The 22154-nt window shown below is 54.8% G+C and carries 23 protein-coding genes; 7 read left to right on the forward strand and 16 right to left on the reverse strand.

Going from position 1 to position 22154, the window contains the following annotated elements:
- Nucleotides 1-79: 79 nt before the first annotated feature.
- Nucleotides 80-547, reverse strand: a complete 468-nt coding sequence (slyB, locus tag C3708_RS00255) for an outer membrane lipoprotein SlyB (RefSeq protein WP_095281814.1) — start codon at nucleotides 545-547, stop codon at nucleotides 80-82.
- Nucleotides 548-802: 255 nt separating this feature from the next.
- On the opposite strand from slyB, the gene anmK reads away from it, so the two are divergent.
- The 5 genes from anmK (at nucleotide 803) to pdxY (ending at nucleotide 5386) form a co-directional block, all read left to right on the forward strand.
- Nucleotides 803-1927, forward strand: a complete 1125-nt coding sequence (anmK, locus tag C3708_RS00260) for an anhydro-N-acetylmuramic acid kinase (protein WP_095281815.1) — start codon at nucleotides 803-805, stop codon at nucleotides 1925-1927.
- A gap of 95 nt (nucleotides 1928-2022) precedes the next feature.
- Nucleotides 2023-2346 (forward strand): C-type lysozyme inhibitor, encoded by a 324-nt coding sequence (mliC, locus tag C3708_RS00265; RefSeq protein ID WP_103949076.1) that lies wholly within the window; start codon nucleotides 2023-2025, stop codon nucleotides 2344-2346.
- Nucleotides 2347-2403: 57 nt separating this feature from the next.
- On the forward strand, nucleotides 2404-3060 hold the full coding sequence (gene pdxH, locus C3708_RS00270; protein ID WP_095281817.1) for a pyridoxamine 5'-phosphate oxidase: 657 nt from the start codon (nucleotides 2404-2406) through the stop codon (nucleotides 3058-3060).
- Between the two features lie 125 nt (nucleotides 3061-3185).
- Nucleotides 3186-4460, forward strand: a complete 1275-nt coding sequence (tyrS, locus tag C3708_RS00275) for a tyrosine--tRNA ligase (RefSeq protein ID WP_095281818.1) — start codon at nucleotides 3186-3188, stop codon at nucleotides 4458-4460.
- A 65-nt stretch (nucleotides 4461-4525) separates the two neighbouring features.
- Entirely contained in the window at nucleotides 4526-5386 is an 861-nt protein-coding gene (gene pdxY, locus C3708_RS00280; RefSeq protein WP_103949075.1) for a pyridoxal kinase PdxY, read from the forward strand.
- Nucleotides 5387-5477: 91 nt separating this feature from the next.
- Here pdxY and gstA read toward each other — a convergent pair whose 3' ends face one another.
- The 12 genes from gstA to blr all read right to left on the reverse strand — a co-directional run bounded on the left by gstA (nucleotide 5478) and on the right by blr (nucleotide 15667).
- On the reverse strand, nucleotides 5478-6083 hold the full coding sequence (gstA, locus tag C3708_RS00285) for a glutathione transferase GstA (RefSeq protein WP_103949074.1): 606 nt from the start codon (nucleotides 6081-6083) through the stop codon (nucleotides 5478-5480).
- 109 nt (nucleotides 6084-6192) lie between these two features.
- On the reverse strand, nucleotides 6193-7701 hold the full coding sequence (gene dtpA / locus C3708_RS00290) for a dipeptide/tripeptide permease DtpA (protein WP_103946402.1): 1509 nt from the start codon (nucleotides 7699-7701) through the stop codon (nucleotides 6193-6195).
- A 621-nt stretch (nucleotides 7702-8322) separates the two neighbouring features.
- The gene (gene nth / locus C3708_RS00295) at nucleotides 8323-8958 is read right to left on the reverse strand and encodes an endonuclease III (RefSeq protein WP_095281822.1); all 636 of its coding nucleotides are present in this window, start codon (nucleotides 8956-8958) and stop codon (nucleotides 8323-8325) included.
- A complete protein-coding gene (locus C3708_RS00300; protein ID WP_095281823.1) occupies nucleotides 8955-9641 on the reverse strand; it encodes an electron transport complex subunit E in 687 nt (228 codons plus the stop codon). Before C3708_RS00300 ends, nth begins: the two co-directional genes overlap by 4 nt.
- A 2-nt stretch (nucleotides 9642-9643) precedes the next feature.
- On the reverse strand, nucleotides 9644-10264 hold the full coding sequence (rsxG, locus tag C3708_RS00305) for an electron transport complex subunit RsxG (RefSeq protein WP_095281824.1): 621 nt from the start codon (nucleotides 10262-10264) through the stop codon (nucleotides 9644-9646).
- Between the two features lie 9 nt (nucleotides 10265-10273).
- Complete coding sequence (rsxD, locus tag C3708_RS00310) at nucleotides 10274-11326, reverse strand: electron transport complex subunit RsxD (protein ID WP_103949073.1); 1053 nt, start codon at nucleotides 11324-11326, stop codon at nucleotides 10274-10276.
- Nucleotides 11327-13348 (reverse strand): electron transport complex subunit RsxC, encoded by a 2022-nt coding sequence (gene rsxC / locus C3708_RS00315; RefSeq protein WP_095281826.1) that lies wholly within the window; start codon nucleotides 13346-13348, stop codon nucleotides 11327-11329. It lies immediately after the preceding gene.
- Nucleotides 13341-13916 (reverse strand): electron transport complex subunit RsxB, encoded by a 576-nt coding sequence (gene rsxB / locus C3708_RS00320; protein ID WP_095281827.1) that lies wholly within the window; start codon nucleotides 13914-13916, stop codon nucleotides 13341-13343. Before rsxB ends, rsxC begins: the two co-directional genes overlap by 8 nt.
- Complete coding sequence (gene rsxA / locus C3708_RS00325) at nucleotides 13916-14497, reverse strand: electron transport complex subunit RsxA (RefSeq protein ID WP_095281828.1); 582 nt, start codon at nucleotides 14495-14497, stop codon at nucleotides 13916-13918. The genes rsxB and rsxA overlap by 1 nt, the downstream gene beginning before the upstream one ends.
- Nucleotides 14498-14573: 76 nt before the next feature.
- Nucleotides 14574-15014, reverse strand: a complete 441-nt coding sequence (locus C3708_RS00330) for a DUF2569 domain-containing protein (RefSeq protein WP_095281829.1) — start codon at nucleotides 15012-15014, stop codon at nucleotides 14574-14576.
- Between the two features lie 86 nt (nucleotides 15015-15100).
- Entirely contained in the window at nucleotides 15101-15316 is a 216-nt protein-coding gene (gene ydgT, locus C3708_RS00335) for a transcription modulator YdgT (RefSeq protein WP_095281830.1), read from the reverse strand.
- Between the two features lie 225 nt (nucleotides 15317-15541).
- Complete coding sequence (gene blr, locus C3708_RS00340) at nucleotides 15542-15667, reverse strand: division septum protein Blr (RefSeq protein ID WP_174348432.1); 126 nt, start codon at nucleotides 15665-15667, stop codon at nucleotides 15542-15544.
- Between the two features lie 246 nt (nucleotides 15668-15913).
- On the opposite strand from blr, the gene C3708_RS00345 reads away from it, so the two are divergent.
- Nucleotides 15914-16954, forward strand: a complete 1041-nt coding sequence (locus tag C3708_RS00345; protein WP_095281832.1) for an oxidoreductase — start codon at nucleotides 15914-15916, stop codon at nucleotides 16952-16954.
- A gap of 83 nt (nucleotides 16955-17037) precedes the next feature.
- Here C3708_RS00345 and add read toward each other — a convergent pair whose 3' ends face one another.
- The 3 genes from add to malX form a co-directional block, all read right to left on the reverse strand.
- Complete coding sequence (add, locus tag C3708_RS00350) at nucleotides 17038-18036, reverse strand: adenosine deaminase (RefSeq protein WP_103949072.1); 999 nt, start codon at nucleotides 18034-18036, stop codon at nucleotides 17038-17040.
- A gap of 96 nt (nucleotides 18037-18132) precedes the next feature.
- A complete protein-coding gene (locus C3708_RS00355; RefSeq protein ID WP_103949071.1) occupies nucleotides 18133-19305 on the reverse strand; it encodes a MalY/PatB family protein in 1173 nt (390 codons plus the stop codon).
- A gap of 49 nt (nucleotides 19306-19354) precedes the next feature.
- Nucleotides 19355-20944, reverse strand: a complete 1590-nt coding sequence (malX, locus tag C3708_RS00360) for a maltose/glucose-specific PTS transporter subunit IIBC (RefSeq protein WP_103949070.1) — start codon at nucleotides 20942-20944, stop codon at nucleotides 19355-19357.
- Nucleotides 20945-21122: 178 nt separating this feature from the next.
- Here malX and C3708_RS00365 point away from each other — a divergent pair, with 178 nt between their 5' ends.
- Nucleotides 21123-22151 (forward strand): Mal regulon transcriptional regulator MalI, encoded by a 1029-nt coding sequence (locus C3708_RS00365; protein WP_095281836.1) that lies wholly within the window; start codon nucleotides 21123-21125, stop codon nucleotides 22149-22151.
- Nucleotides 22152-22154 lie beyond the last annotated feature (3 nt).

A 22154-nucleotide genomic window follows, 5' to 3' on the forward strand; every position in this document is an offset into this window, starting at 1 on the left:
AATGTATTTAAAGCGAATAAAGAATATGAATGATACTTAATAAGTATGGATGTGGCCGTGAGCCACATCCATCAGAGAATTAGCGCGGGGATACAGTAACCTGGCTACCGTTGCTCGCCAGTACAACACGTTGGCCGCTAGAAAAACGAGTGTTGCCCTGTTTCTGCACCACCATAATGGTGTTGCCGTCGTCTTTACGGATTTCCAGCTCAACGCCCTGAGTTTTGTTCATTGAGCCTTGAACGCCTTGACCGGCTACGCCACCCGCAACAGCACCTGCAGCGGTTGCCAGAGAACGCCCGGTGCCACCACCGACGGTGTTACCCAGGAAACCACCCAGCACGGCACCGCCAATTGCGCCAATCACGTTGTTGTCGTCGCCACCCTGGATCTGAACCGGGCGAACGTTAACAACAGTACCGTAAGTGACGTTCTGAACTTGTTTGGCTTCGGAGGCGGTGTAAACGTCACCAGAAAGGGAGTCGTTGTTCACGCAGCCAGCCAGAGTTAACCCAATCAGTGAAACGCCCAGTACACGTAAAATCATTTGAATCTCCTGTTCACCCAAAACGCTCAATCTGAGCATCCGTTATGGCTAAATTATATGGCATTGGGAGCCATAGATCATATCTTTGCACTAACAATAAGAAAATTGTACTTGAATTTGACTTAACGAGACATAAACAAAGCGCCTGGGATGTTTGAGATCTGACATTGTTAAAAAATATTAGTGCGTCATAGAAATACCCCTCCGTTTATGGTGGAGTGGTGACCCCACGCCCAGGCTAATTAAGGAAAGTGCATGAAATCGGGTCGCTATATCGGTGTTATGTCCGGCACCAGTCTTGACGGAGTCGATGTTGTCCTTGCCGCTATTGATGAAAACATGGTGGCGCAACAGGCAAGTTTGACCTGGCCTATCCCCGTCGAACTGAAGGAAGCGATTCTGAGCATTTGTCAGGGCCAGCAATTGACCCTGTCGCAGCTTGGGCAGTTGGACGTAAAACTGGGATCGCTGTTTGCCGATGCAGTTCTGGCGCTGATGAAGCAGGAAAATCTTCAGCCGCAGGATGTGGTAGCGATTGGCTGTCACGGGCAAACCGTCTGGCACGAACCGCTGGGTGATGCGCCGCATTCAATGCAAATTGGCGATAATAATCAGATTGTGGCGAAAACCGGTGTCACCGTGGTCGGGGATTTCCGTCGTCGTGATATCGCCCTTGGTGGGCAGGGCGCGCCGCTGGTTCCGGCCTTTCATCAGGCGCTGCTGGCGCATCCGGTTGAACGTCGTATGGTGCTCAATATTGGCGGTATTGCCAATCTGTCGATGCTGATTCCTGGGCAACCGGTGCGCGGCTACGACACGGGGCCGGGTAACATGCTGATGGACGCCTGGATCTGGCGTCAGCGCGGCAAAGCCTATGATAAAGACGCGCAGTGGGCCTGCGAAGGGAAAGTCATTCTCCCGCTGTTACAAACGATGCTGAGCGACCCATATTTCGCGGCGCCGGCTCCAAAAAGCACCGGACGGGAATATTTCAACTACGGCTGGCTTGAACGTCTGCTCGCCCAGTTCCCGGCACTGGCCCCGCAGGATGTGCAGGCGACGCTGGTGGAGCTGACGGCCATTTCTATTTCTGAACAGGTCTTGCTGAGCGGCGGCTGTGAACGTCTGCTCGTTTGCGGTGGCGGCAGCCGTAATCCGCTGGTGATGGCGCGTCTCGCTGCACTGCTGTCTGGTACCGAAGTGACAACCACCGACGCGGCCGGGATCAGCGGTGATGACATGGAAGCGCTGGCCTTCGCCTGGCTTGCCTGGCGTACGGTTGCCGGATTGCCTGGTAATCTGCCTTCTGTCACCGGGGCGCGTGAAGCCAGCGTGCTGGGCGCGATTTTTCCGGCTAACCCGCGTCAGAATCAGAGTTAACTGAAACAAAGGTCTGGCTGTTACGGTTAAAATCCACAGGAATACAGGAGGGTGACTTCACCCTCCATGACCAGGATAGTCTTCGGAACAGGCCCATGAAAAAATACTTTCTTGTTTTCGCCCCTCTCTTACTCGCGGGTTGCAGCTACTACAACCAGTTCGTCGATCGCATGAACACCGACACGCTGGAGTACCGCTGCGACGAAAAACCGCTGACCGTGAAGCTGAATAACCCGCGTCAGGAAGCCAGTTTCATCTATGACAATAAAATGCTGAACCTGAAACAGGGAATGTCCGCCTCCGGGGCGCGCTACACCGACGGGATTTATGTTTTTTGGTCGAAAGGTGATGATGCCACGGTCTACAAACGCGACCGCGTGGTGCTGAGTAACTGCGTGTTGCAGAATCCGAAGCGTTGAGATTTTTCCAGGGGCGGCGCACAATAGCGCCACCCAATTCTAATTTCAGCTAACGCCATGTCAGATAACGATGAATTGCAGCAAATCGCGCATCTGCGCCGTGAATACACCAAAGGCGGCCTGCGCCGTCCGGACCTTCCCGCTGAACCCCTCGTGCTTTTTGAACGCTGGCTGAAACAGGCCTGTGAGGCCAAACTGGCCGATCCCACGGCAATGGTCGTCGCGACGGTGGATGAAAACGGTCAGCCGTATCAGCGTATCGTTCTGCTGAAACATTACGACGAAAAAGGGCTGGTGTTTTATACCAACCTCGGCAGCCGTAAAGCCCATCATCTCGAAAACAACCCACGCATCAGCCTGCTGTTCCCCTGGCATATGCTGGAGCGTCAGGTGATGGTGACCGGCAAAGCCGAACGCCTGTCGACGTTTGAAGTGCTGAAGTATTTCCACAGTCGTCCGCGCGACAGCCAGATTGGCGCCTGGGTCTCCAGACAGTCGAGCCGTATTTCGGCGCGCGGCGTGCTGGAGAGCAAATTCCTCGAACTGAAACAAAAATTCCAGCAGGGTGAAGTGCCGCTCCCGAGCTTCTGGGGCGGATTCCGCGTGCCCATCGAACAGATGGAGTTCTGGCAGGGCGGCGAACATCGCCTGCATGACCGATTTTTATACCAGCGCGACAACGACGCGTGGAAAATCGACCGTCTGGCTCCGTAATCGGCGAAATTTGTTGTCTTAAGCGCTAGCGCTGGATGGGCTGGCGCTTTATTCTATGTCACTTTCGCGTTAGGCGAAAAGTCGTGTACCGACAGAGGTGCAGTCGTTTATACATGGAGAATTTGATGGCAAGCAGTAACTTGATTAAACAATTGCAAGAGCGGGGCCTGGTGGCCCAGGTGACGGACGAAGAAGCGTTAGCAGAGCGACTGGCGCAAGGCCCGATCGCGCTCTATTGCGGCTTCGATCCCACCGCTGACAGCTTGCACTTGGGGCATCTTGTTCCATTGTTATGCCTGAAACGCTTCCAGCAAATGGGCCATAAGCCTGTGGCGCTGGTGGGTGGTGCGACCGGTCTGATTGGTGACCCGAGCTTCAAAGCCGCCGAGCGTAAACTGAATACGGAAGACACCGTGCAGGAGTGGGTGGACAAAATTCGCAAGCAAGTTGCGCCATTCCTCGATTTCGATTGTGGTGAAAACTCCGCGATCGCAGCGAACAACTACGACTGGTTTGGCGGCATGAACGTGCTGACTTTCCTGCGTGATATCGGCAAGCACTTCTCCGTTAATCAGATGATCAACAAAGAAGCGGTTAAGCAGCGTCTGAACCGTGACGATCAGGGCATCTCCTTCACCGAGTTCTCCTACAACCTGCTGCAGGGTTATGACTTTGCCTGCCTGAACAAACTGCACGGCGTGGCCCTGCAAATTGGCGGTTCCGACCAGTGGGGCAACATCACGTCCGGTATCGACCTGACGCGTCGTTTGCATCAGAACCAGGTCTTCGGCCTGACCGTTCCGCTGATCACCAAAGCGGATGGCACCAAATTCGGTAAAACCGAAGGTGGCGCAGTCTGGCTCGATCCGAAGAAAACCAGCCCGTACAAATTCTACCAGTTCTGGATCAACACCGCCGATGCGGACGTTTATCGCTTCCTGAAATTCTTCACCTTTATGGACATTGAAGAGATCAATGCCCTGGAAGAAGAAGACAAAAACAGCGGCAAAGCCCCTCGCGCGCAGTATGTGCTGGCCGATCAGGTCACCAGCCTGGTGCACGGTGAAGACGGTCTGGCAGCGGCGAAACGCATTACCGCAAGCCTGTTCAACGGAACCCTGAGCGACCTGAGCGCTGAAGATTTCGAACAGCTGGCGCAGGATGGCGTGCCGATGGTTGAGATGGAAAAGGGTGCTGACCTGATGCAGGCGCTGGTTGATTCCGAGCTGCAGCCGTCACGCGGCCAGGCGCGTAAAACTATTGCGTCGAACGCGATCACCATCAACGGTGAAAAGCAGGCCGATCCGGAGTACACCTTCTCCGACAGCGATCGCCTGTATGGCAAATACACGCTGCTGCGTCGCGGTAAAAAGAATTACTGTCTGGTTTGCTGGAAGTAATAACACGTGTTTGAGGGGCGTGGGAAACCACGCCCTTTTCTTTTGTCAGGGTTGTGGTAAGAAAAATGAATAACATCCTCGCCATTCAGTCCCACGTTGTTTTTGGTCATGCCGGCAATAGCGCTGCCGAGTTCCCCATGCGCCGCCTGGGGGCCAACGTCTGGCCACTCAATACCGTTCAGTTCTCCAACCATACGCAATACGGTAAATGGACTGGCTGCGTGCTGCCTGCCTCGCATCTGACGGAGATAGTGCAGGGTATCGCGGATATCGACCAACTGAAGCGCTGTGACGCCGTTCTGAGCGGTTATCTGGGGTCGGCGGAGCAGGGTGAGCATATCCTCAGTATTGTACGTCAGGTGAAAGCGGCGAACCCGTCTGCCAAATTCTTCTGCGACCCGGTGATGGGTCATCCGGAAAAAGGGTGCATTGTGGCGCCGGGCGTGGCGGAGTTCCACGTGCGTCATGCGATGCCTGCCAGCGACATTATTGCGCCAAATCTGATCGAGCTGGAAATCCTCTGCGAGCATCCGGTGAATAGCGTCGAAGAAGCCGTTGTCGCATCACGGGAACTGATCGCTCAGGGGCCTGAAATCGTGCTGGTGAAACACCTGGCGCGTGCGGGAATCAGCGGTGACCGCTTTGAAATGCTGCTGGTGACAAAAGACGAAGCCTGGCACATCAGCCGTCCACTGGTCGACTTTGGTGTGCGCCAGCCCGTTGGCGTGGGCGATGTCACCAGCGGGTTATTGCTGGTGAAACTGTTGCAGGGTGCCTCGCTTCGAGACGCGTTAGAACACGTGACCGCCGCGGTGTACGAAATCATGATCGCGACAAAACAGATGGATGAGTATGAGTTGCAGGTGGTTGCGGCGCAGGATCGTATCGCGAAGCCGGAGCATTACTTTAGCGCAACACAGCTTTAAAATATTGCCGGGTGGCGCTGCGCTTACCCGGCCTACAGAAGCAACAACACGTAGGTCGGGTAAGGCGAAGCCGCCACCCGGCAAAAACGACTTAATTCAACCCTTCAGCTTTCAACGCTGCCGCCACGCCCGGACGCGCCGCTACACGTTCCATATACGACTCAATATGGCTTAACCCTTCCATATTCAGCTTCACCGCACGCGCCCAACGCAGAACCGTAAACAGATACGCATCGGCGATGGTAAAGCGCTGACCGCTAATCCACTGATCGTCTTTCAGAGACTCGTTAACGTACTGCAGCTTTTTCTCGAGCAGGGCACGAACGGTTGGCTTGTACTCTTCTGGGGTATCAGGGCGGAACAGCGGGGTAAAGCCTTTGTGCAACTCGGTGGCGATGTAGTTAAGCCACTCCAGCGTCTTGTAGCGTGAAATACTGCCTGTCGGTGCCAGCAGTTGGCGATCCGGTACGGTGTCCGCGAGGAACTGCATGATCGCCACGCCTTCGGTAAGCAGGGTACCGTCGTCCAGCACCAGAGCCGGAACCTGTCCTTTCGGGTTAATCGCGAAATAGTCCTCGCCATTTTCCAGACGTTTTTTCATCAGGTCTACGCTGTCCAGCGTGAAATCTTTACCGCTCTCGCGCAGAGTGATGTGCGATGCAAGTGAACAGGCACCTGGTTTGTAGAACAGTTTCATCGGTAACTCCTTTTTGCTGAGGTTATGGACATGTTAATGCGCGGGCTAATAAAAAAAAAGCCGCTAACGCACAGTTAGCGGCTTCTCTTCAGTCGTTTCCCGATGACAATTAAGCGGTAGCGGTATCCGTCGCTTTCGCCGTTTTGTCGTCGTCCTGAGTCATACGATTCAGTTTAGGTGCTGTCAGCAGCATCAGCACAGCGATAACCGCAGTGGCGATACCGATCTGCATAAATACGCGACCATAAACTTCCAGAGAGACCAGAGGATCTGTGACGTTTTCTGGAACCGCCATCAGGTTTGCAATTTTACCTGCAATCAGTGCTGCACCCGCAGTGGTCAGGAACCAGCTACCCATGATGAAGCCCATCAGACGCTGTGGAACCAACTGCGCAACCATCGCCAGGCCCAGACCAGAGATCATCAGCTCACCGATAGACTGCAGCGCGTAGCTCAGAATCAGCCAGTTTACAGACACGATACCGGCGTCGGTAGCAAACTTGGTGCCCAGTGGCAGAACCAGGAATGCACCAGAGCACAGCACCATACCGATAGCGAATTTGTGCGGCATCGGCAGACGGTCACCCATCTTGTTGTAGATAGCGGCCAGAATCGGGCTACCAATCATGATCCAGAACGGGTTCAATGCCTGGAACTGCTCAGGTTCAAACGCGATGCTCAGGATTGAGTGCTCAACGTTACGAATCGCGAAGAAGTTCAGGGACGTTGGCATCTGGCTGTACAGAACGAAGAACACAATCGCCTGCAGCATCAGAATAAAGGCGACAACCATCTTACGACGGGCTGCGCCGTGCAGTGCAAAGGCTTCTTTCGCAAAGATGCAGATGATACCCAGAGCAACAACACCCAGAACCGCACGAGCAACACCCTGGTTGTGCAGCAGCCAGGTCGCGATAGTGGCAAGGATTACCACGCCCACGATAGTTGCCAGCAATTTGCCCATATGAACCGGTTCGAAGTCAGGCTTGGAACCGTAGTCTTTCACCCAGCGTTTGCAGAAGGCAAAGTTCACCACGGTGATCAACATACCGACTACAGACAGTGCGAATGCCACGCTCCAGCCGAATTTCGCCGCGAGCCACGGTGTTGCCAGCATAGAGAAGAAGGAACCGATGTTCACCGACATATAGTACATGGTGAATGCGCCGTCGAGACGCGGGTCATCTTTGTTGTAGCAAGTAGAGAGCAGGGAAGACGGGTTCGCTTTGAACAGACCGTTACCAACTGCAATCGTCGCCATGCCCATATAAACAATGGCTGCATCGTGACCGGACCATGCAACCAGCGCATAGCCGATTGCCAGAACGATGGCACCCAGCATAATTACGCGTTTGGTACCCAGTACTTTGTCACCTAACCAGCCGCCGACGGCAACCAGACCGTACACCAGAGCACTGAAAGAGGAGAACAGAGTGATGGAATCCGCTTCAGACATACCCAGTTGTTTAACCAGGTAAACAGCCATAATCCCTTGCAGGCCGTAAAAACCAAAACGCTCCCACAACTCGATAGAGAAAATGAGATAGAACGCTTTAGGTTGTTTGAAAGCGTTTAAACTTACGCTTTCTTCTGTTGGTTTATTGTTTGCAGTAGACACATATACCTCTTTTTTTACATCCCATATTAACGGGGGTGTTCATAGCGTAATTGACCGGAGTCCATTCGCCTTATAGTTATATTGGGAGGGGAAACGGCGGGTAATGTTCACTATCCTGACCCATCTGGCAAGGTGTTTGTAATACTCTGTTACATATAACCGAAGTGGTATAATACGCAGGTCATGCAAATGTTATTTAGCGTTAAATCTCACAGCCAGCGAATTAGTGGTTTTTTTCACTGCGCAGACCCGCAAATATGCCCTGTATGGCGATATGTTCTGCTAAACAGTCATTAAAGCAGTAGTATGGTCCATAATCTTAAAAATGACTGGTTTAATCTGTCGCTATAGATCGGTCATGGCTTGTCTGTGCAAGGGCTTAGCCCTCATTTATACACAAAAATCCAACATCACGTTATCACAGTGATCGCGATCACAGATGTATAGAAAATTTCGCTGACGAAAAAACAATTAACCTGCTTGAGTGTTAATGAACCGAATAATCGACAGGTGAAGAACTCAGTGAGGCGGATAATTATTGGTCAAAAGGAAGGTTTACGGTTAGGCCTTCCTTTAGTAAGGGATTGATTGCGTGAGGGGATAATACATAAGCAGCAAATATCAGAGATCGACCTTCTCTTTAAATTCGCATAAATCTTCAATCAGGCACGAGCCGCAGCGGGGCTTACGGGCGATGCAGGTGTAGCGCCCATGCAGAATCAGCCAGTGGTGGCAATCGACTTTAAACTCGGCAGGAACCACTTTCAGCAGCTTTTCTTCAACCTGTTCGACATTCTTACCCGGCGCGAAATGGGTGCGGTTACAGACGCGGAAGATATGCGTATCGACGGCAATCGTCGGCCAGCCGAAGGCGGTGTTGAGCACCACGTTCGCGGTTTTTCGCCCTACACCCGGCAGCGCTTCCAGCGCAGCTCTGTCTTCTGGCACTTCACCGCCGTGCTGTTCCACCAGGATACGACAGGTCTTAATCACGTTCTCGGCCTTGGTGTTGAACAGGCCAATAGTTTTGATATACGACTTCACGCCGTCCACGCCCAGCTCAAGCATGGCCTGCGGCGTGTTGGCGACAGGGTAGAGCTTCGCCGTGGCTTTGTTGACGCTCACGTCAGTTGCCTGGGCGGAGAGCAGCACCGCGATCAGCAGTTCAAAAGGCGAGCTAAAATTCAGCTCCGTTGTCGGATGCGGGTCGTTATCCCGCAGGCGCGTCAGGATCGCAATGCGTTTCTCTTTATTCATACAGCCTTCTCAGGGAGTCCTTCCTGCACGCTACGCTCGGCGGCGCGGCGTTTACGTTTCTCATCAATGAGGTATTTTATCGCCAGCATCATGCCCAGGCCAATAAAAGCGCCCGGTGGCAGCATTGCCAGCAGGAACGGCGTGTCGGTGTGGAAAACTTCAATGCGCAGGACTTTTGCCCAGCCGCCCAGCAGCGCATCCGCGCCGTCAAACAGCGTGCCGTTACCCAGAATTTCACGCAGCGAGCCAAGCACGAACATCGCGCAGGTCGCACCCATACCGATAGCAAAGCCGTCCAGAGCCGAGATCAGCGGATCGTTCTTCACCGCAAAGGCTTCCGCGCGGCCCACGACAATACAGTTGGTGACGATCAGCGGGATAAAAATCCCCAGCGACTGATACAGACCGAACGCGTAGGCGTTGATCAGCATCTGCACGATACTCACCACCGAGGCGATGATCATCACGTAAATCGGGATACGAATTTCCGACGGCGTCCAGCGGCGCAGGGCGGAGATCGACAGGTTGGTCAGGGTCAGCACCAGCGTTGTCGCCAGCCCTAATCCGAGTGCGTTTGTTGCGGTCGATGTGACGGCCAGCAGCGGGCACATCCCCAGCAGCTGGACCAGCGCGGAGTTGTTTTTCCAGAGACCCTGGACAATAACCTCTTTAACCTGGCTCATTACTACTCCTCACAGCTGGGCAGATTGTTGAGTTGCGCGGGCAACGTTTCGGCGTACAGCCCCGCGCGTTTCACCGCATTTACCACTGCGCGCGGTGTAATGGTCGCACCGGTAAACTGGTCAAACTCGCCGCCGTCTTTTTTCACCGCAAAGGCGGTGTCATTTTCACCGTGAATGACTTTCCCGGCAAAATGCAAAATCCAGTTACCGAGGCGAAGCTCAATTTTATCGCCAAGACCTGGGGTTTCGTGGTGTTCTGTCACGCGCGTGCCCAGAACCGTACCTGAGAAATCAGTCCCGACCAAAAGCCGAATCGCACCAGAATAGCCATCCGGTGCGGTTGCTTCCATCACCGCGCCCACGGCGTCATCACCCTTGCGTGCGATGAAAATACGGTGCTCACCTTTGCCTAGCTGCGGAGCCTGAACGATAAAGCAGCTTTTCTGCAGGTCATTATCGTAAAAATCCGATGGGATCACCTGGTCAAATAGCGCTTTTTGCTGCTTTGAAGCCTGTTCATCAATGGTGTTTTTTGTGAGTTCATTCACCAGCGCGGTCAGTCCCGTCAGGGCTGCGGCGAAAATCGCCAGCGTCACGCCGTGTTTTTGCATTGTTTTCAGCATGGCGAATCCTTAGCGGTGGCCATACACGCGAGGGCGCGTGTAGTAGTCGATGAGTGGCACCGTGATATTGGCGAGCAGAACGGCAAACGCTACACCATCGGGATAGCCGCCAAAACTACGAATCAGCCACACCAGCAGCCCCGCCAGTGCGCCGAAAATCAGGCGTCCACGGTTGGTGGTTGAGGCAGTGACCGGATCGGTCAAAATAAAGAATGCGCCAAGCATCGTTGCGCCGGAGAGCAGGTGCATCTGCGGGCTTGGCAGCGGTTCGGACGAGAACAGCCAACCCAGCGTGGCGCAAATGGCCAGTGTCACCAGGAAACTCACTGGAATGTGCCAGCGAATCGCTTTCTTCCACAGCAGGAATACACCGCCCAGCAGATAGGCGATATTCACCCACTGCCAGCCTGCGCCCGCCAGCACCCCGCTGTAAATCGGGTACTGCATGATTTGTTCCAGACTATGACCGGCATGAAGCGAGGTTTTAAACGTATCGAGCGGCGTTGCCTGGCTAATCCCGTCAACGCCCATACGCAGCGTGGTCATATCGCCGCCTGAGGCCGTATGACCGGTGAAGATCACCTGCAGGGCATCCATAAAGCCCGGCACCGTCGCGGCGATTTCGTGCGGCGGCAGCCAACTGGTCATCTGCACCGGGAAGGAGATCAGCAGCACCACGTAGCCGATCATCGCCGGGTTAAACGGGTTATGTCCCAGACCACCGTACAGCTGTTTGGCAATAATGACTGCGAAAACGGTACCCAGTACCACCATCCACCACGGGGCAAAGGGCGGAATACTGATTGCCAGCAGGAGGCCTGTCAGCAGGGCTGAGTTGTCCGCCAGAATACGCGGGACGGGCATTTTGCGCAGCTTCAGCACCAGCGCTTCGGCAGCCAGCGCACTGACGCAGCCGAGGAGTATCTGAAACAGTGTCCCCCAGCCAAAAAACCAGAACTGCACAGCAATACCCGGCAGTGCTGCCAGGCAAACCAACATCATAATGCGCGACGTCTGGCGCTGGTTATGGGTGTAAGGGGAACTTGCGATTCTGAAAACCATTTAATCCTCGTTTACTGCCTGCTGTGCGGCTTTCTTAGCCTGAACGCGCGCAATCGCGGCAGCGACTGCGGCTTTGCGTGGGTCGTCGTTTGCTGCGGGTTCGGCTTCCTGCTGGGCCGCTTTACGCGCTTTCGCGCGGGCAATAGCCGCTTCGACGGCGGCTTTACGCGGGTCTACCGGGGCTTCCGGCGCGGCTGACGCTTCCTGCTGGGCCGTTTTACGTGCTTTGGCGCGGGCGATAGCGGCTTCAACGGCGGCTTTACGCGGGTCAATCGGGGCTTCCGGCGCGGCGGGCTCTTCCTGCTGCGTCGCTTTACGTGCTTTGGCACGAGCAATCGCTGCTTCCACAGCCGCTTTACGCGGATCAATTTCTGCGTTCGGCTGCACGTCCTGCGCTTTTTCTGCCTGACGGGCGCGGGCCTGTGCTTTACGCGCTTCGCGGGCGGCGATGGCTTCGCTGTTATCCGGTTTTTCACCGGCAGGAATAATCACCGGCTGCGCAGCAGAGGCTTTTTTCTCGCGAACGCGGGCCAGGGCGGCGTTAATCGCATCGTGATCTTTTTCAGCAGGCTGAACGGCGGCCTTTTTATGACGTTCCTGACGCGCCAGTTTCTCGCGCTCAAGACGGGCCTGACGGGCTTCAAAGCGGGCTTTAGCTTCGGCAGCGCGTTTTTCTTCCATCGAAATCGCGTAAATCTCGGCCTTTTCCTGACGGAAGTATTGCACCAGCGGAATGCTGCTTGGGCACACCCATGCGCAGGCCCCGCACTCGATGCAGTCGGCCAGATTATGCGCTTTGGCTTTGTCGTGCAGTTGGCCTTTGCTGTACCAGTACAGTTGCTGTGGCAAAAGGTCAGCCGGGCAGGCATCGGCGCAGGCACTACAGCGAATGCAGCCTTTCTCTTCCTGTTCTTCGCCCATCTCGCTGGCAGACGGTGCCAGCAAACAGTTGGTAATTTTGACCACCGGCACGTCGAGCCACGGCAGGGTAAAGCCCATCAGCGGGCCGCCCATGATCACCATCTGATCGCTACCCGGACAAAATCCGGCCTGCTCCAGCAGATGGCGCACTGGCGTCCCCAGACGCGCCCAAACGTTACCCGGCTGCGAAACGGATTCCCCGGTCAGGGTCACCACGCGTTCGGTCAGGGGTTCGCCGTCGACAACTGCGCGTTTCACCGCATAGGCGGTCCCGACGTTTTGCATCAGCACGCCGATATCTGAAGAGCGACCGCCGTGGGGAACCTGTTTGCCGGTTAAAATCTGAGTGAGCTGTTTTGCGCCGCCGGACGGATATTTAGTTGGAACAACGCGCAGGCCAATGTCATGACTGCCCGCGAGCACCGCACGCAGCATGGAAATCGCCTGCGGTTTGTTATCTTCAATGCCGATCAGCACTTCACGCGGTTGCAAAATATGCGCAAGAATGCGAATGCCTTCCACAACCTGTGCGGCGCAGTCTTGCATCAGACGGTCGTCGGCGGTGATATAAGGCTCGCACTCGGCGGCATTGATGATCAGGGTCTCTATCTTATCGCCGCCGCCGCGCAGTTTGGTTCCGGTTGGGAAGCCCGCGCCGCCCAGACCAGCCACGCCAAACTGATGGATGCGTTCGATCAGCGCCTCGCGACTCTGCGCGCGATAATCGCTCCAGCCGTCGCGATCGATCCAGCGGTCTTCACCGTCTGCTTCAATAGTGACGCTTAATTCGGACAGCGCCGAAGGGTGGGGCACTGTATGTGGGGCAATCGCCACCACTTTACCTGACGTTGGAGCATGAACCGGCAGCATACGCCCGCGCCCGAAGGTGAGCGGTTGGCCACGCAGTACGCTGTCACCGACCTGGACGCACAGCTCGCCCTCAGCGCCGATATGCTGTTTAAGCGGCATAACAAAACGGGTTGCCAGCGGGATCTGGCGCAGCGGCGTGCCGCTGGACTGGGTTTTCATTTCCGGCGGATGAATGCCGCCGTCGAAATCCCAAATCTTCTCTTTTCTGAAAGCAGAAAATAACTTAAGCATGGTGTTCCACAGGAATTATGCGAACTGGAATGGTTTGAAGATCCCACTTCCAGCTGTCGGGAGTCGTTTCAACCGGGCGCAGCTCAATGCATTGCGTTGGGCAGGGGGCCACACAGAGATTGCAGCCCGTACACAGATCCGCCATCACGGTATGCATCGCGCGCGTCGCGCCAACAATCGCATCAACCGGACACGCCTGAATGCATTTGGTGCAGCCTATGCAGTTGGCTTCATCGATGACGGCCAGCACGCGGACAGGCTCTTGCGCACTCTCATCGCCATCGACAGGTTGCGGATCGACGTTAAGCAGTGTGGCAATTTTCAGCATCACGGCTTCGCCACCGGGCGCACAGCGGTTAATCTTTTCACCGTTCCCAACTGCTTCTGCATACGGACGGCAGCCAGGATAGCCGCACTGTCCACACTGGCTTTGGGGCAGGAGGTCGTCGATTTTTTCCACGACAGGATCGCCCTCGACCGCAAAACGGCGCGAGGCGTAACCCAGAATAATGCCAAAAAACAGCCCCAGCACGCTGATGGAGGCGATGGCAATCCAGATAGCATTCATTACAACTTCACCAGACCACTGAAGCCCATAAAGGCCAGAGACATCAAACCGGCGGTCACCAGCGCAATAGCATTACCGCGAAAAGGGGCCGGAATATCGGCGGCGGCCATGCGTTCACGAATCGACGCAAACAGTACCATCACCAGCGAGAAGCCGACGGCAGCGGAAAAACCATACAACGCTGATTGCAGGAAATTATGTCCCAGGTTGATGTTGAGCAGCGCCACGCCGAGAACCGCGCAGTTGGTGGTAATCAGCGGCAGGAAAATACCGAGCAGGCGATACAACGCCGGGCTGGTTTTGCGCACCACCATTTCCGTAAACTGCACCACAAAGGCAATCACCAGGATAAAAGCCAGCGTGCGCAGATAGGTCAGGCCGAGTGGGATCAAGATCCAGGTATCAATCCACCAGGCGCAAATAGAGGCCAGCGTCATCACGAAAGTGGTCGCCAGTCCCATGCCCATCGCGGTCTCCAGTTTTTTGGAAACCCCCATGAACGGGCACAGGCCAAGGAACTTCACCAGCACGAAGTTATTAACCAGCACAGTTCCGACAAAGAGCAGTAAGTAATCGGTCATTATTTAGCCTGAAATAAAAAAGCCGCCTATTATCGGATAAACCACAACGGGCGACAACAGGATAACTGTAGGGTTATTACGGATTCACAAAGGTCTTTTTCACGCGGGCTGAGCGCCTGAAATAGGGTGCGAAGAGCGCGGCGGCCAGCAGCGGGAACAGCAGCTGGCGTGTCGCCAGTAAGTCTGAAACCGGCGAAAAGGCGAAAGCCTTAATAGCCAGCAGCACAGAAATCAGCAGCCAGATAATGTAATGCTTGCGTACTTTCTGACGACGTTTAAAGAACGCGATGGTCAGCCAAAGGGTGTAATACCACATGGCGATAGCAAAACCGAATGAAGCAAACCATAAAGCGATATTCACGGTGCTTTGCGAGGTCAGATTCTTTAACGCATACGGCGTGACGAGAGCCGTGGTGTACAGCAGCAGCGCAAGCGATGCGCTTAACAAAGCAACCAGTAACCAGGCGAGCGGGGCGAGTAACCAGCCTCCGATTTTTTCTCCAGGCGATGTGGTCATGTTATCTCCCTCAGTCTGCGCGAAATGATACCCGGCAAATTTACCGGGGCGTGAGTATATAACATTTCGCGCTGATGGCTACCGTCTTACAGCACGTAGCGCCAAACTGATTTAGGGACTTCGCCGACGTTGAACAAGCGTCCGCCTGACACCAGCTCCGCACGGCGATGGTCGGCGGCGCGATACATATTGATGATGTCCTGATTATCGGTGAGCGTGTAGTTCAAATGGTCAAACAGTTTTTCCAGGCTCTCGAGAGAACTGATCTTGCGAAATTTTAATAAATAGTCCTGAACTGTCATTTTATTAAGCTTCCATTTTAAAAGTAAATTTTACTGGCAGGGAAATTCGGTCGAATAATAAACGGATAAATAAGGACGTAAACGGCCCACTCAAGTGTTAAGGCTAAATTAGGAGTTTTCTTTGAATAAATCAGGCGTCGGACGACGCCCAAGGAAGAAGGTTAACGCTGATTTCTGCCACTGGCAATACGCAACTGACAGCATATGTCACTCTTTCATTGCGACTTATTTCGCCTGAGAGGCGGCAACAGGCTCAGGTGGCTGGTAGTTATCAATGTGGCTGGCAACGCCGAGCAAAATGACTGAAACACCGAGGACAACCCATCCCGCTAATTCCACAATTCGATTGATTATTGACGTCATGATCTTTGTTTGTGATTTATCCATAAATACAGTTTGAGAATGTTACAGCGCTGTTTCGGCTATCGCAAGTCCTTTGGGAACGGTTTCCTTGTATGAATTCAGCATGTTATATGAATGTAACAAAGACAAAAGGTGACTCGTGCTATTTTACTTTTTGTAATCCATTACAAAATTGTTGTGACAGCAATGTTGATAGTGTGAGAATGAGCGAAAGCAACGACGAGAGGCAATGACATGAGTGACAAAATCCGCGTAGGATTAATTGGTTATGGGTATGCCAGCAAGACGTTCCACGCGCCGCTGATTGCTGGTACGCCTGGAATGGAGCTGGCAGCAGTTTCGAGCAGCGATGCGACAAAAGTTCACGCTGACTGGCCAACGGTTCCGGTAGTTTCTGAGCCTAAACACCTGTTTAACGATCCAAACATCGATTTAATCGTCATTCCCACCCCCAATGACACGCACTTCCCGTTGGCGAAAGCCGCGCTGGAAGCGGGCAAGCACGTGGTGGTGGATAAACCTTTCACGGTCACGTTGTCGCAGGCACGCGAGCTGGACGCACTGGCAAAAAGCCTTGGGCGATTGCTGTCGGTTTTCCATAATCGTCGCTGGGACAGTGATTTCCTGACGCTCAAAGCGCTGATTGGCGAAGGAACGTTGGGTGAGGTGGCGTATTTCGAATCTCATTTCGACCGCTTCCGTCCGCAGGTGCGTAATCGCTGGCGCGAACAGGCCGGTCCGGGAAGTGGTATCTGGTACGATCTGGCCCCGCATCTTCTGGACCAGGCGGTGAATTTGTTTGGCCTGCCGGTCAGCATGACGGTCGATCTGGCGCAGCTGCGTCCTGGCGCACAGGCAACGGACTACTTCCATGCGATTCTGAGCTATCCGCAGCGTCGCGTGGTCCTGCACGGTACCATGCTGGCGGCGGCAGAATCTGCGCGATACATTGTTCATGGTACGCGCGGGAGCTACGTCAAGTTTGGTCTGGATCCGCAGGAAGACCGCCTCAAAAACGGCGAACGTCTGCCGCAGGAAGACTGGGGCTACGATATGCGTGATGGTGTTCTGACGCGTGTTGAAGGCGAAGAACAGGTACAGGAAACCTGGCTGACGCTGCCGGGCAATTACCCGGCCTACTATGCAGCAATTCGCGATGCGCTGAACGGTACGGGCGAAAACCCGGTTCCGGCCAGCCAGGCGATTCAGATTATGGAACTGATCGAGCTGGGTATCGAATCAGCGAAACACCGCTCGACGCTCTGTCTGGCGTAAGAGTGAAAAAGGCCGGCGAATGTGCCGGCCTTTTATTTATCTGTGTTGGCCGGCAAAAGAAGTGCCGCCCGACAAGAGGTTTATCAACCAGCGACTTTATCGCGCAGCGCTTGTTTCTCCGCTGCGCTCAGGAACGCAATCTCCAGCCCGTTGATCTGTGCCTGGCGAATCTGCTCACGGCTCAGACCTGCCTGAGGTGCGGCGATATGATACTCATGGATAATATCGATACCCTGAACCGCCGGATCGTCGGTGTTCAGCGTTGCCAGCACGCCATGTTCAAGGAAGATTTTCAGCGGATGCTGTGCCAGGGACGCGACCGTGCTGGTCTGGATATTGGACGTCAGACACGATTCGATACCGATACGCTGTTCAGCCAGGAAATCCATCAGCGCTTTGTCTTCAATGGCCTTCACGCCGTGGCCGATACGCTCGGCACCCAGCTCACGAATGGCCTGCCAGATACTTTCCGGGCCTGCCGCTTCGCCCGCATGTACGGTGACATGCCAGCCTGCATCGCGTGCGCGGTTGAAGTGGGAGAGGAACAAGCTGCCGGGGAAGCCCAGCTCGTCACCGGCCAGGTCGACGGCCGTAATATGGTCGCGGTGGGCCAGCAACGCTTCCAGCTCTTGCAGACACGCGGCTTCACCAAAAGTACGGCTCATAATACCAATCAGACGCGCCTGAACGTCAAACGCTTTACAGCCTTCGCGCACGCCTTCGATAACGGCTTCTACCACACCTTCAACAGGCAGATTGTGGGTCATTGCCATGTAGCCTGGGGAAAAACGCAGTTCGACATAGTGCAGGCCGTTGCGCGCAGCATCTTCGATGTTTTCAAACGCGACGCGACGACAGGCATCCAGCGAGGCCAGCACTTTCACGCCCCAGTCCAGCTTGCCGAGGAAACTCACCAGATCCGGCTCGTTCGTCGTTACCTGCACGTGGGGGATCAGGGTCTCAATAGTTTGAGCGGGGAGGGATAAATTAAACTGGCGGCCAAGATCGAGAATAGTTTGGGCACGAATGTTGCCATCAAGATGACGGTGGATATCGGTTAACGGAAGACGTGTATCAATCATGGTCGCACTCATTTTCTGGTTAAAGTGCGCCACATTATAAAAACATTTGCAGGTAAAAAGCTATTTGCGCAATAGGAAATTCTATTGCGCAACCCGTTACAGCAGAGATTGAATCCCTGCGATTAACCGCTCAACCCCTTGTTCCAGCTTGCTGCGCGGACATCCTGCATTCAAACGCACATAACCCTGACCTTCCACGCCGTAGGTATATCCCGGCATAATCGCCACTTTTTGCTGTTCGATGAGGACTTTTTGCAGCGATTTATCATCGATGCCTAATGGACTCAAATCAATCCACGCCAGATAAGTGGCTTCCGGCGGCTGCCAGTTGAGCTGTGGGAACGCAGCGTTTAACTGTTCTGCTACATAGTGCAGATTATTTTCCAGATAAGCCCGCAGTGCATCCAGCCACGCTTCGCCTTGCTCGTAAGCGGCAATATGCGCCGTCAGCGCCAGCACGGAAGGGGACGAAAGTCCGTCGCGACCTTTCAATGCTTTCAAATAACTCGCGCGACTTTCGTCATCGCCGATCAGCCCGTACGCGCCGGTCAGCGCCGGAATGTTAAAACTCTTGGAGCCTGAGGTCAGCAGCGCCCACTTGCTCTTAGCCACTTCGTTCCACGGCGTATGCTGATGGTCTCCCCACACCATATCCATATGAATTTCATCGCTGATCACCGCCACATCGTAACGGTCACACAGCTCGGCCATGATGTTTAGCTCGTCGCGCGTCCAGACTTTCCCTGTCGGGTTTTGTGGGCTACACAGCAGCAGAACGGTGTTCTCAGGTTTCGCCAGCTCAGCTTCCAGTCGGGTCATATCGCACGCCCAGCCGGTCGCATTTTTTTGCATCGGAACAGGAACGACTTTGCGATCGTTACCCTGCACGGCGTTATAAAACGCGTCGTAAGCGGGGGTGTGGACCACAATGCCGTCACCGGGTTTGGACCAGATGCGGATAAGCTCGGAGACCATATAAATCACCGACGGGCCATACACGAGGGTGTCGGTGTCGATACGGCTATTAAAACGTTGCCGGAACCAGTGCGCCACGGCAGCGAGAAACTCGTCGTTCTTCCAGCGACTGTAGCCAAATATGGCGTGGTTGATGCGCTGGTGCAGCGCCTCGGTAATGCACGGTGCGGTGGCAAAATCCATATCGGAAATGGTGAAGGGCAGTAGATCGTCCGCGCCAAAGCGGTCAGCGACGTAATCCCACTGCGTACACCAGGTTCCGTGGCGATCGACGACGGTTGAAAAATCAAACATGGCTCTCGTCCTTAAAGTAAAACCCCCTTCACTAGAAGGGGGCGAGGTGTCAGGCTTCTACCGTACGCATGAGCGTCGATAGTTCATCTTTAACCGACTGGACCTGCGGTCCAATCACCACCTGCAAATTATGCTGATTCAACTGTACCACGCCGATGGCCCGGTTGGCCTTCAGGGCGTTGGTGTCTACCTTCGACATATCGTTTACCGACAGGCGCAGGCGGGTGATGCAGTTATCCAGCGAGGTAATATTATCCGCACCGCCGAGAGCCGCCAGAATCGCTGGCGTGTTGTAGCCCGATTTACCAACAGTGCCTACAACCGCTTGTTCAGTGCTGGCTGTATCGCTATCACGGCCCGGCGTTTTGAGGTTAAAGCGCGTAATCGCGAAGCGGAAGATACCGTAGTACACCGCGAACCAAATCGCCGCAACCACGGGTACAAGGTACCATTTGGTCGACAGACCGTGCAGGATACCGAACACCACGAAGTCGATAACGTTGCCGTCGGTGTTGCCGATAGTCACACCCAGAACCGCCATCACGGTGAAGCCCAGGCCGGTCAGCACGGCGTGAATGAGGTACAGAACCGGAGCGACGAACAGGAACAGGAACTCGATTGGCTCAGTTGTTCCGCCGACCACGCAGGCGATAACGCCAGAGATCAGCAGGCCTTTAATTTTGTGACGGTTTTCAGGGCGTGCGCAGTGGTACATCGCCAGAGCGGCACCCGGCAGACCGCCGAGGAAGGCCGGCATTTTACCCTGCGACAGGAAGCGGGTCGCGCTTTCAGAGAAGCCGTGGGTAGTCGGGCAGCTCAGCTGCGCCTGGAAGATAGTCAATGCGCCGCTGACATCGTGACCGCACACGTCCATCGTGCCGCCCGCTTCGGTAAAGCGGATCAGCGCCACCAGAATATGCTGCAAACCAAACGGCAGCAGCAGACGTTCACCGGTACCGAAAATCATCGGACCGAAATCGCCCGCGCTGTTAATAATGCGGCCAATGCCGGTGATTCCCATCGCGAAGACCGGCCAGATCAGTGGAATAATCAGGCCAAACAGGCCCATAACGAAGAGGGTAGCAATCGGCACAAAGCGCGTACCGCCGAAGAATGCCAGGGCGTCAGGCAGGCGGATATTGTGGAAGCGCTCGTGCAGCATCCAGATGATCACGCCCGCAATGACCGCACCGAGGATCCCGGTGTCGATGGACTGAATGCCCAGCACGCTCTGAATGTTGTTGGCTTTCAGGACGGCAGCGTCAGTGGTTGGCAGAATGCCTTTGGCGGTCAGCCAGAAGTTCACTGCCAGGTTCATCACCGCGTAACCGACGAAACCCGCAAATGCGGCCACGCCTTTGTTTTCGCGCGCCAGACCCAGCGGGATTGCGATACAGAACATCACCGGCAGGAAGCTAAACGCGAAGGAGCCGACTTTGCTCATCCAGATGAAGATCGCCTGCAGCACCGGATTGCCCAGGAATGGGATCAGAGTAATGACATCGTGGCTGCTGAGCGAGCTGCCGATCCCGAGCATGATCCCGCAAAACGAGAGCAGTGCCACCGGCAACATAAAGGTTTTACCCAGTTGCTGGAAGAACTCCCACAGCGATATTTTTGGTGCTGCTTTCGCCGTCATAAAACGACTCCTTGAAGGTTAAAAGGGTTTTATCTGTTTCGTTGTGGCGAGAAGATAAAACGTTTTACCAAACTTTAGTGCGCTCTGAATCACATTCTCGTGCTTTAATTAGCAGTATAAATAGAACCTATTGATAAAACGTTTTATCGGACTGCACATCAGGGAGTTGGGCGTTCACATGTCTGTTGCGAAAAAGGTAACCATTAATGATGTTGCGCTGGTGGCCGGAGTATCGGTCAGTACCGTTTCGTTGGTGCTGAGCGGAAAAGGGCGCATTTCTCCTGCTACCGGTCAGCGCGTGAACGAGGCGGTAGAGCAACTGGGGTTTGTACGTAACCGTCAGGCGGCTTCGCTTCGCGGCGGGCAAAGCGGCGTTATTGGGCTGATTGTGCGCGATCTCACCTCGCCGTTTTATGCGGAACTGACCGCCGGGCTGACGGAGGCGCTGGAAGCGCAGGGGCGAATGGTTTTCTTGCTGCACGGGGGACGCGAAGCGGATCAGCTGCTTTCCCGTCTGGATATGCTGCTGACCCAGGGCGTGGACGGTGTAATCATCGCGGGCGCGTCGGGCGTGGGCAGTGAACTGTGCGAACGTGCGGCGCAAAAGGGCGTTCCACTGGTGTTTGCCTCGCGCGCCAGCTATCTCGATGAAGCCGATACCCTGCGGCCCGACAACATGCAGGCAGCACAAATGCTGACTGAACATCTGATTCGTCGCGGTCATCAGAAAATCGCGTGGCTGGGCGGGAAGAGTTCCTCGCTGACCCGCGCCGAACGCGTGGGCGGCTACTGCTCAACGCTGATTAAATATGGCCTGCCATTCCACAGCGAATGGGTGGTCGAGTGTGAATCCAGCCAGAAGAAAGCGGCGGAAGCTATGGGCGCATTGTTGCGCAGCAATCCCACCATCAGCGCGGTGATTTGCTACAACGATATTATTGCGATGGGCGCGTGGTTCGGCCTGATCCGCGCCGGACGCCAGAGCGGTGAAGGCGGCGTTGAGACTTTCTTCGATCAGCAGGTGGCTTTGGGCGCTTTTGCTGACGTTGGAGAAAATGCATTAGACGATCTGCCTATCGTCTGGGCGACAACGCCAGCGCGGGAGATGGGCTACACGCTGGCGGACAGAATCATGCAGCGAATTGAAAAATCAGACGTACAAGCCGGGCATCAGATTGTCTCGGCGCGGCTGGTGACGGTGAAGTAGCAC

The organism is Lelliottia sp. 7254-16 (genome assembly GCF_002922995.1).
Lineage (GTDB): Bacteria > Pseudomonadota > Gammaproteobacteria > Enterobacterales > Enterobacteriaceae > Enterobacter > Enterobacter jeotgali.

Coding starts and splice junctions, on each gene's coding strand:
- rsxC (WP_095281826.1), bottom strand. CDS start 13,348: ATGCTTAAGTTATTTTCTGCTTTCAGAAAAGAGAAGATTTGGGATTTC.
- pdxH (WP_095281817.1), top strand. CDS start 2,404: ATGTCAGATAACGATGAATTGCAGCAAATCGCGCATCTGCGCCGTGAA.
- C3708_RS00330 (WP_095281829.1), bottom strand. CDS start 15,014: ATGACCACATCGCCTGGAGAAAAAATCGGAGGCTGGTTACTCGCCCCG.
- ydgT (WP_095281830.1), bottom strand. CDS start 15,316: ATGACAGTTCAGGACTATTTATTAAAATTTCGCAAGATCAGTTCTCTC.
- add (WP_103949072.1), bottom strand. CDS start 18,036: ATGATTGATACACGTCTTCCGTTAACCGATATCCACCGTCATCTTGAT.
- mliC (WP_103949076.1), top strand. CDS start 2,023: ATGAAAAAATACTTTCTTGTTTTCGCCCCTCTCTTACTCGCGGGTTGC.
- nth (WP_095281822.1), bottom strand. CDS start 8,958: ATGAATAAAGAGAAACGCATTGCGATCCTGACGCGCCTGCGGGATAAC.
- gstA (WP_103949074.1), bottom strand. CDS start 6,083: ATGAAACTGTTCTACAAACCAGGTGCCTGTTCACTTGCATCGCACATC.
- anmK (WP_095281815.1), top strand. CDS start 803: ATGAAATCGGGTCGCTATATCGGTGTTATGTCCGGCACCAGTCTTGAC.
- tyrS (WP_095281818.1), top strand. CDS start 3,186: ATGGCAAGCAGTAACTTGATTAAACAATTGCAAGAGCGGGGCCTGGTG.
- malX (WP_103949070.1), bottom strand. CDS start 20,944: ATGACGGCGAAAGCAGCACCAAAAATATCGCTGTGGGAGTTCTTCCAG.
- C3708_RS00365 (WP_095281836.1), top strand. CDS start 21,123: ATGTCTGTTGCGAAAAAGGTAACCATTAATGATGTTGCGCTGGTGGCC.
- rsxB (WP_095281827.1), bottom strand. CDS start 13,916: ATGAATGCTATCTGGATTGCCATCGCCTCCATCAGCGTGCTGGGGCTG.
- slyB (WP_095281814.1), bottom strand. CDS start 547: ATGATTTTACGTGTACTGGGCGTTTCACTGATTGGGTTAACTCTGGCT.
- C3708_RS00345 (WP_095281832.1), top strand. CDS start 15,914: ATGAGTGACAAAATCCGCGTAGGATTAATTGGTTATGGGTATGCCAGC.
- pdxY (WP_103949075.1), top strand. CDS start 4,526: ATGAATAACATCCTCGCCATTCAGTCCCACGTTGTTTTTGGTCATGCC.
- rsxD (WP_103949073.1), bottom strand. CDS start 11,326: ATGGTTTTCAGAATCGCAAGTTCCCCTTACACCCATAACCAGCGCCAG.
- rsxG (WP_095281824.1), bottom strand. CDS start 10,264: ATGCTGAAAACAATGCAAAAACACGGCGTGACGCTGGCGATTTTCGCC.
- C3708_RS00300 (WP_095281823.1), bottom strand. CDS start 9,641: ATGAGCCAGGTTAAAGAGGTTATTGTCCAGGGTCTCTGGAAAAACAAC.
- C3708_RS00355 (WP_103949071.1), bottom strand. CDS start 19,305: ATGTTTGATTTTTCAACCGTCGTCGATCGCCACGGAACCTGGTGTACG.
- rsxA (WP_095281828.1), bottom strand. CDS start 14,497: ATGACCGATTACTTACTGCTCTTTGTCGGAACTGTGCTGGTTAATAAC.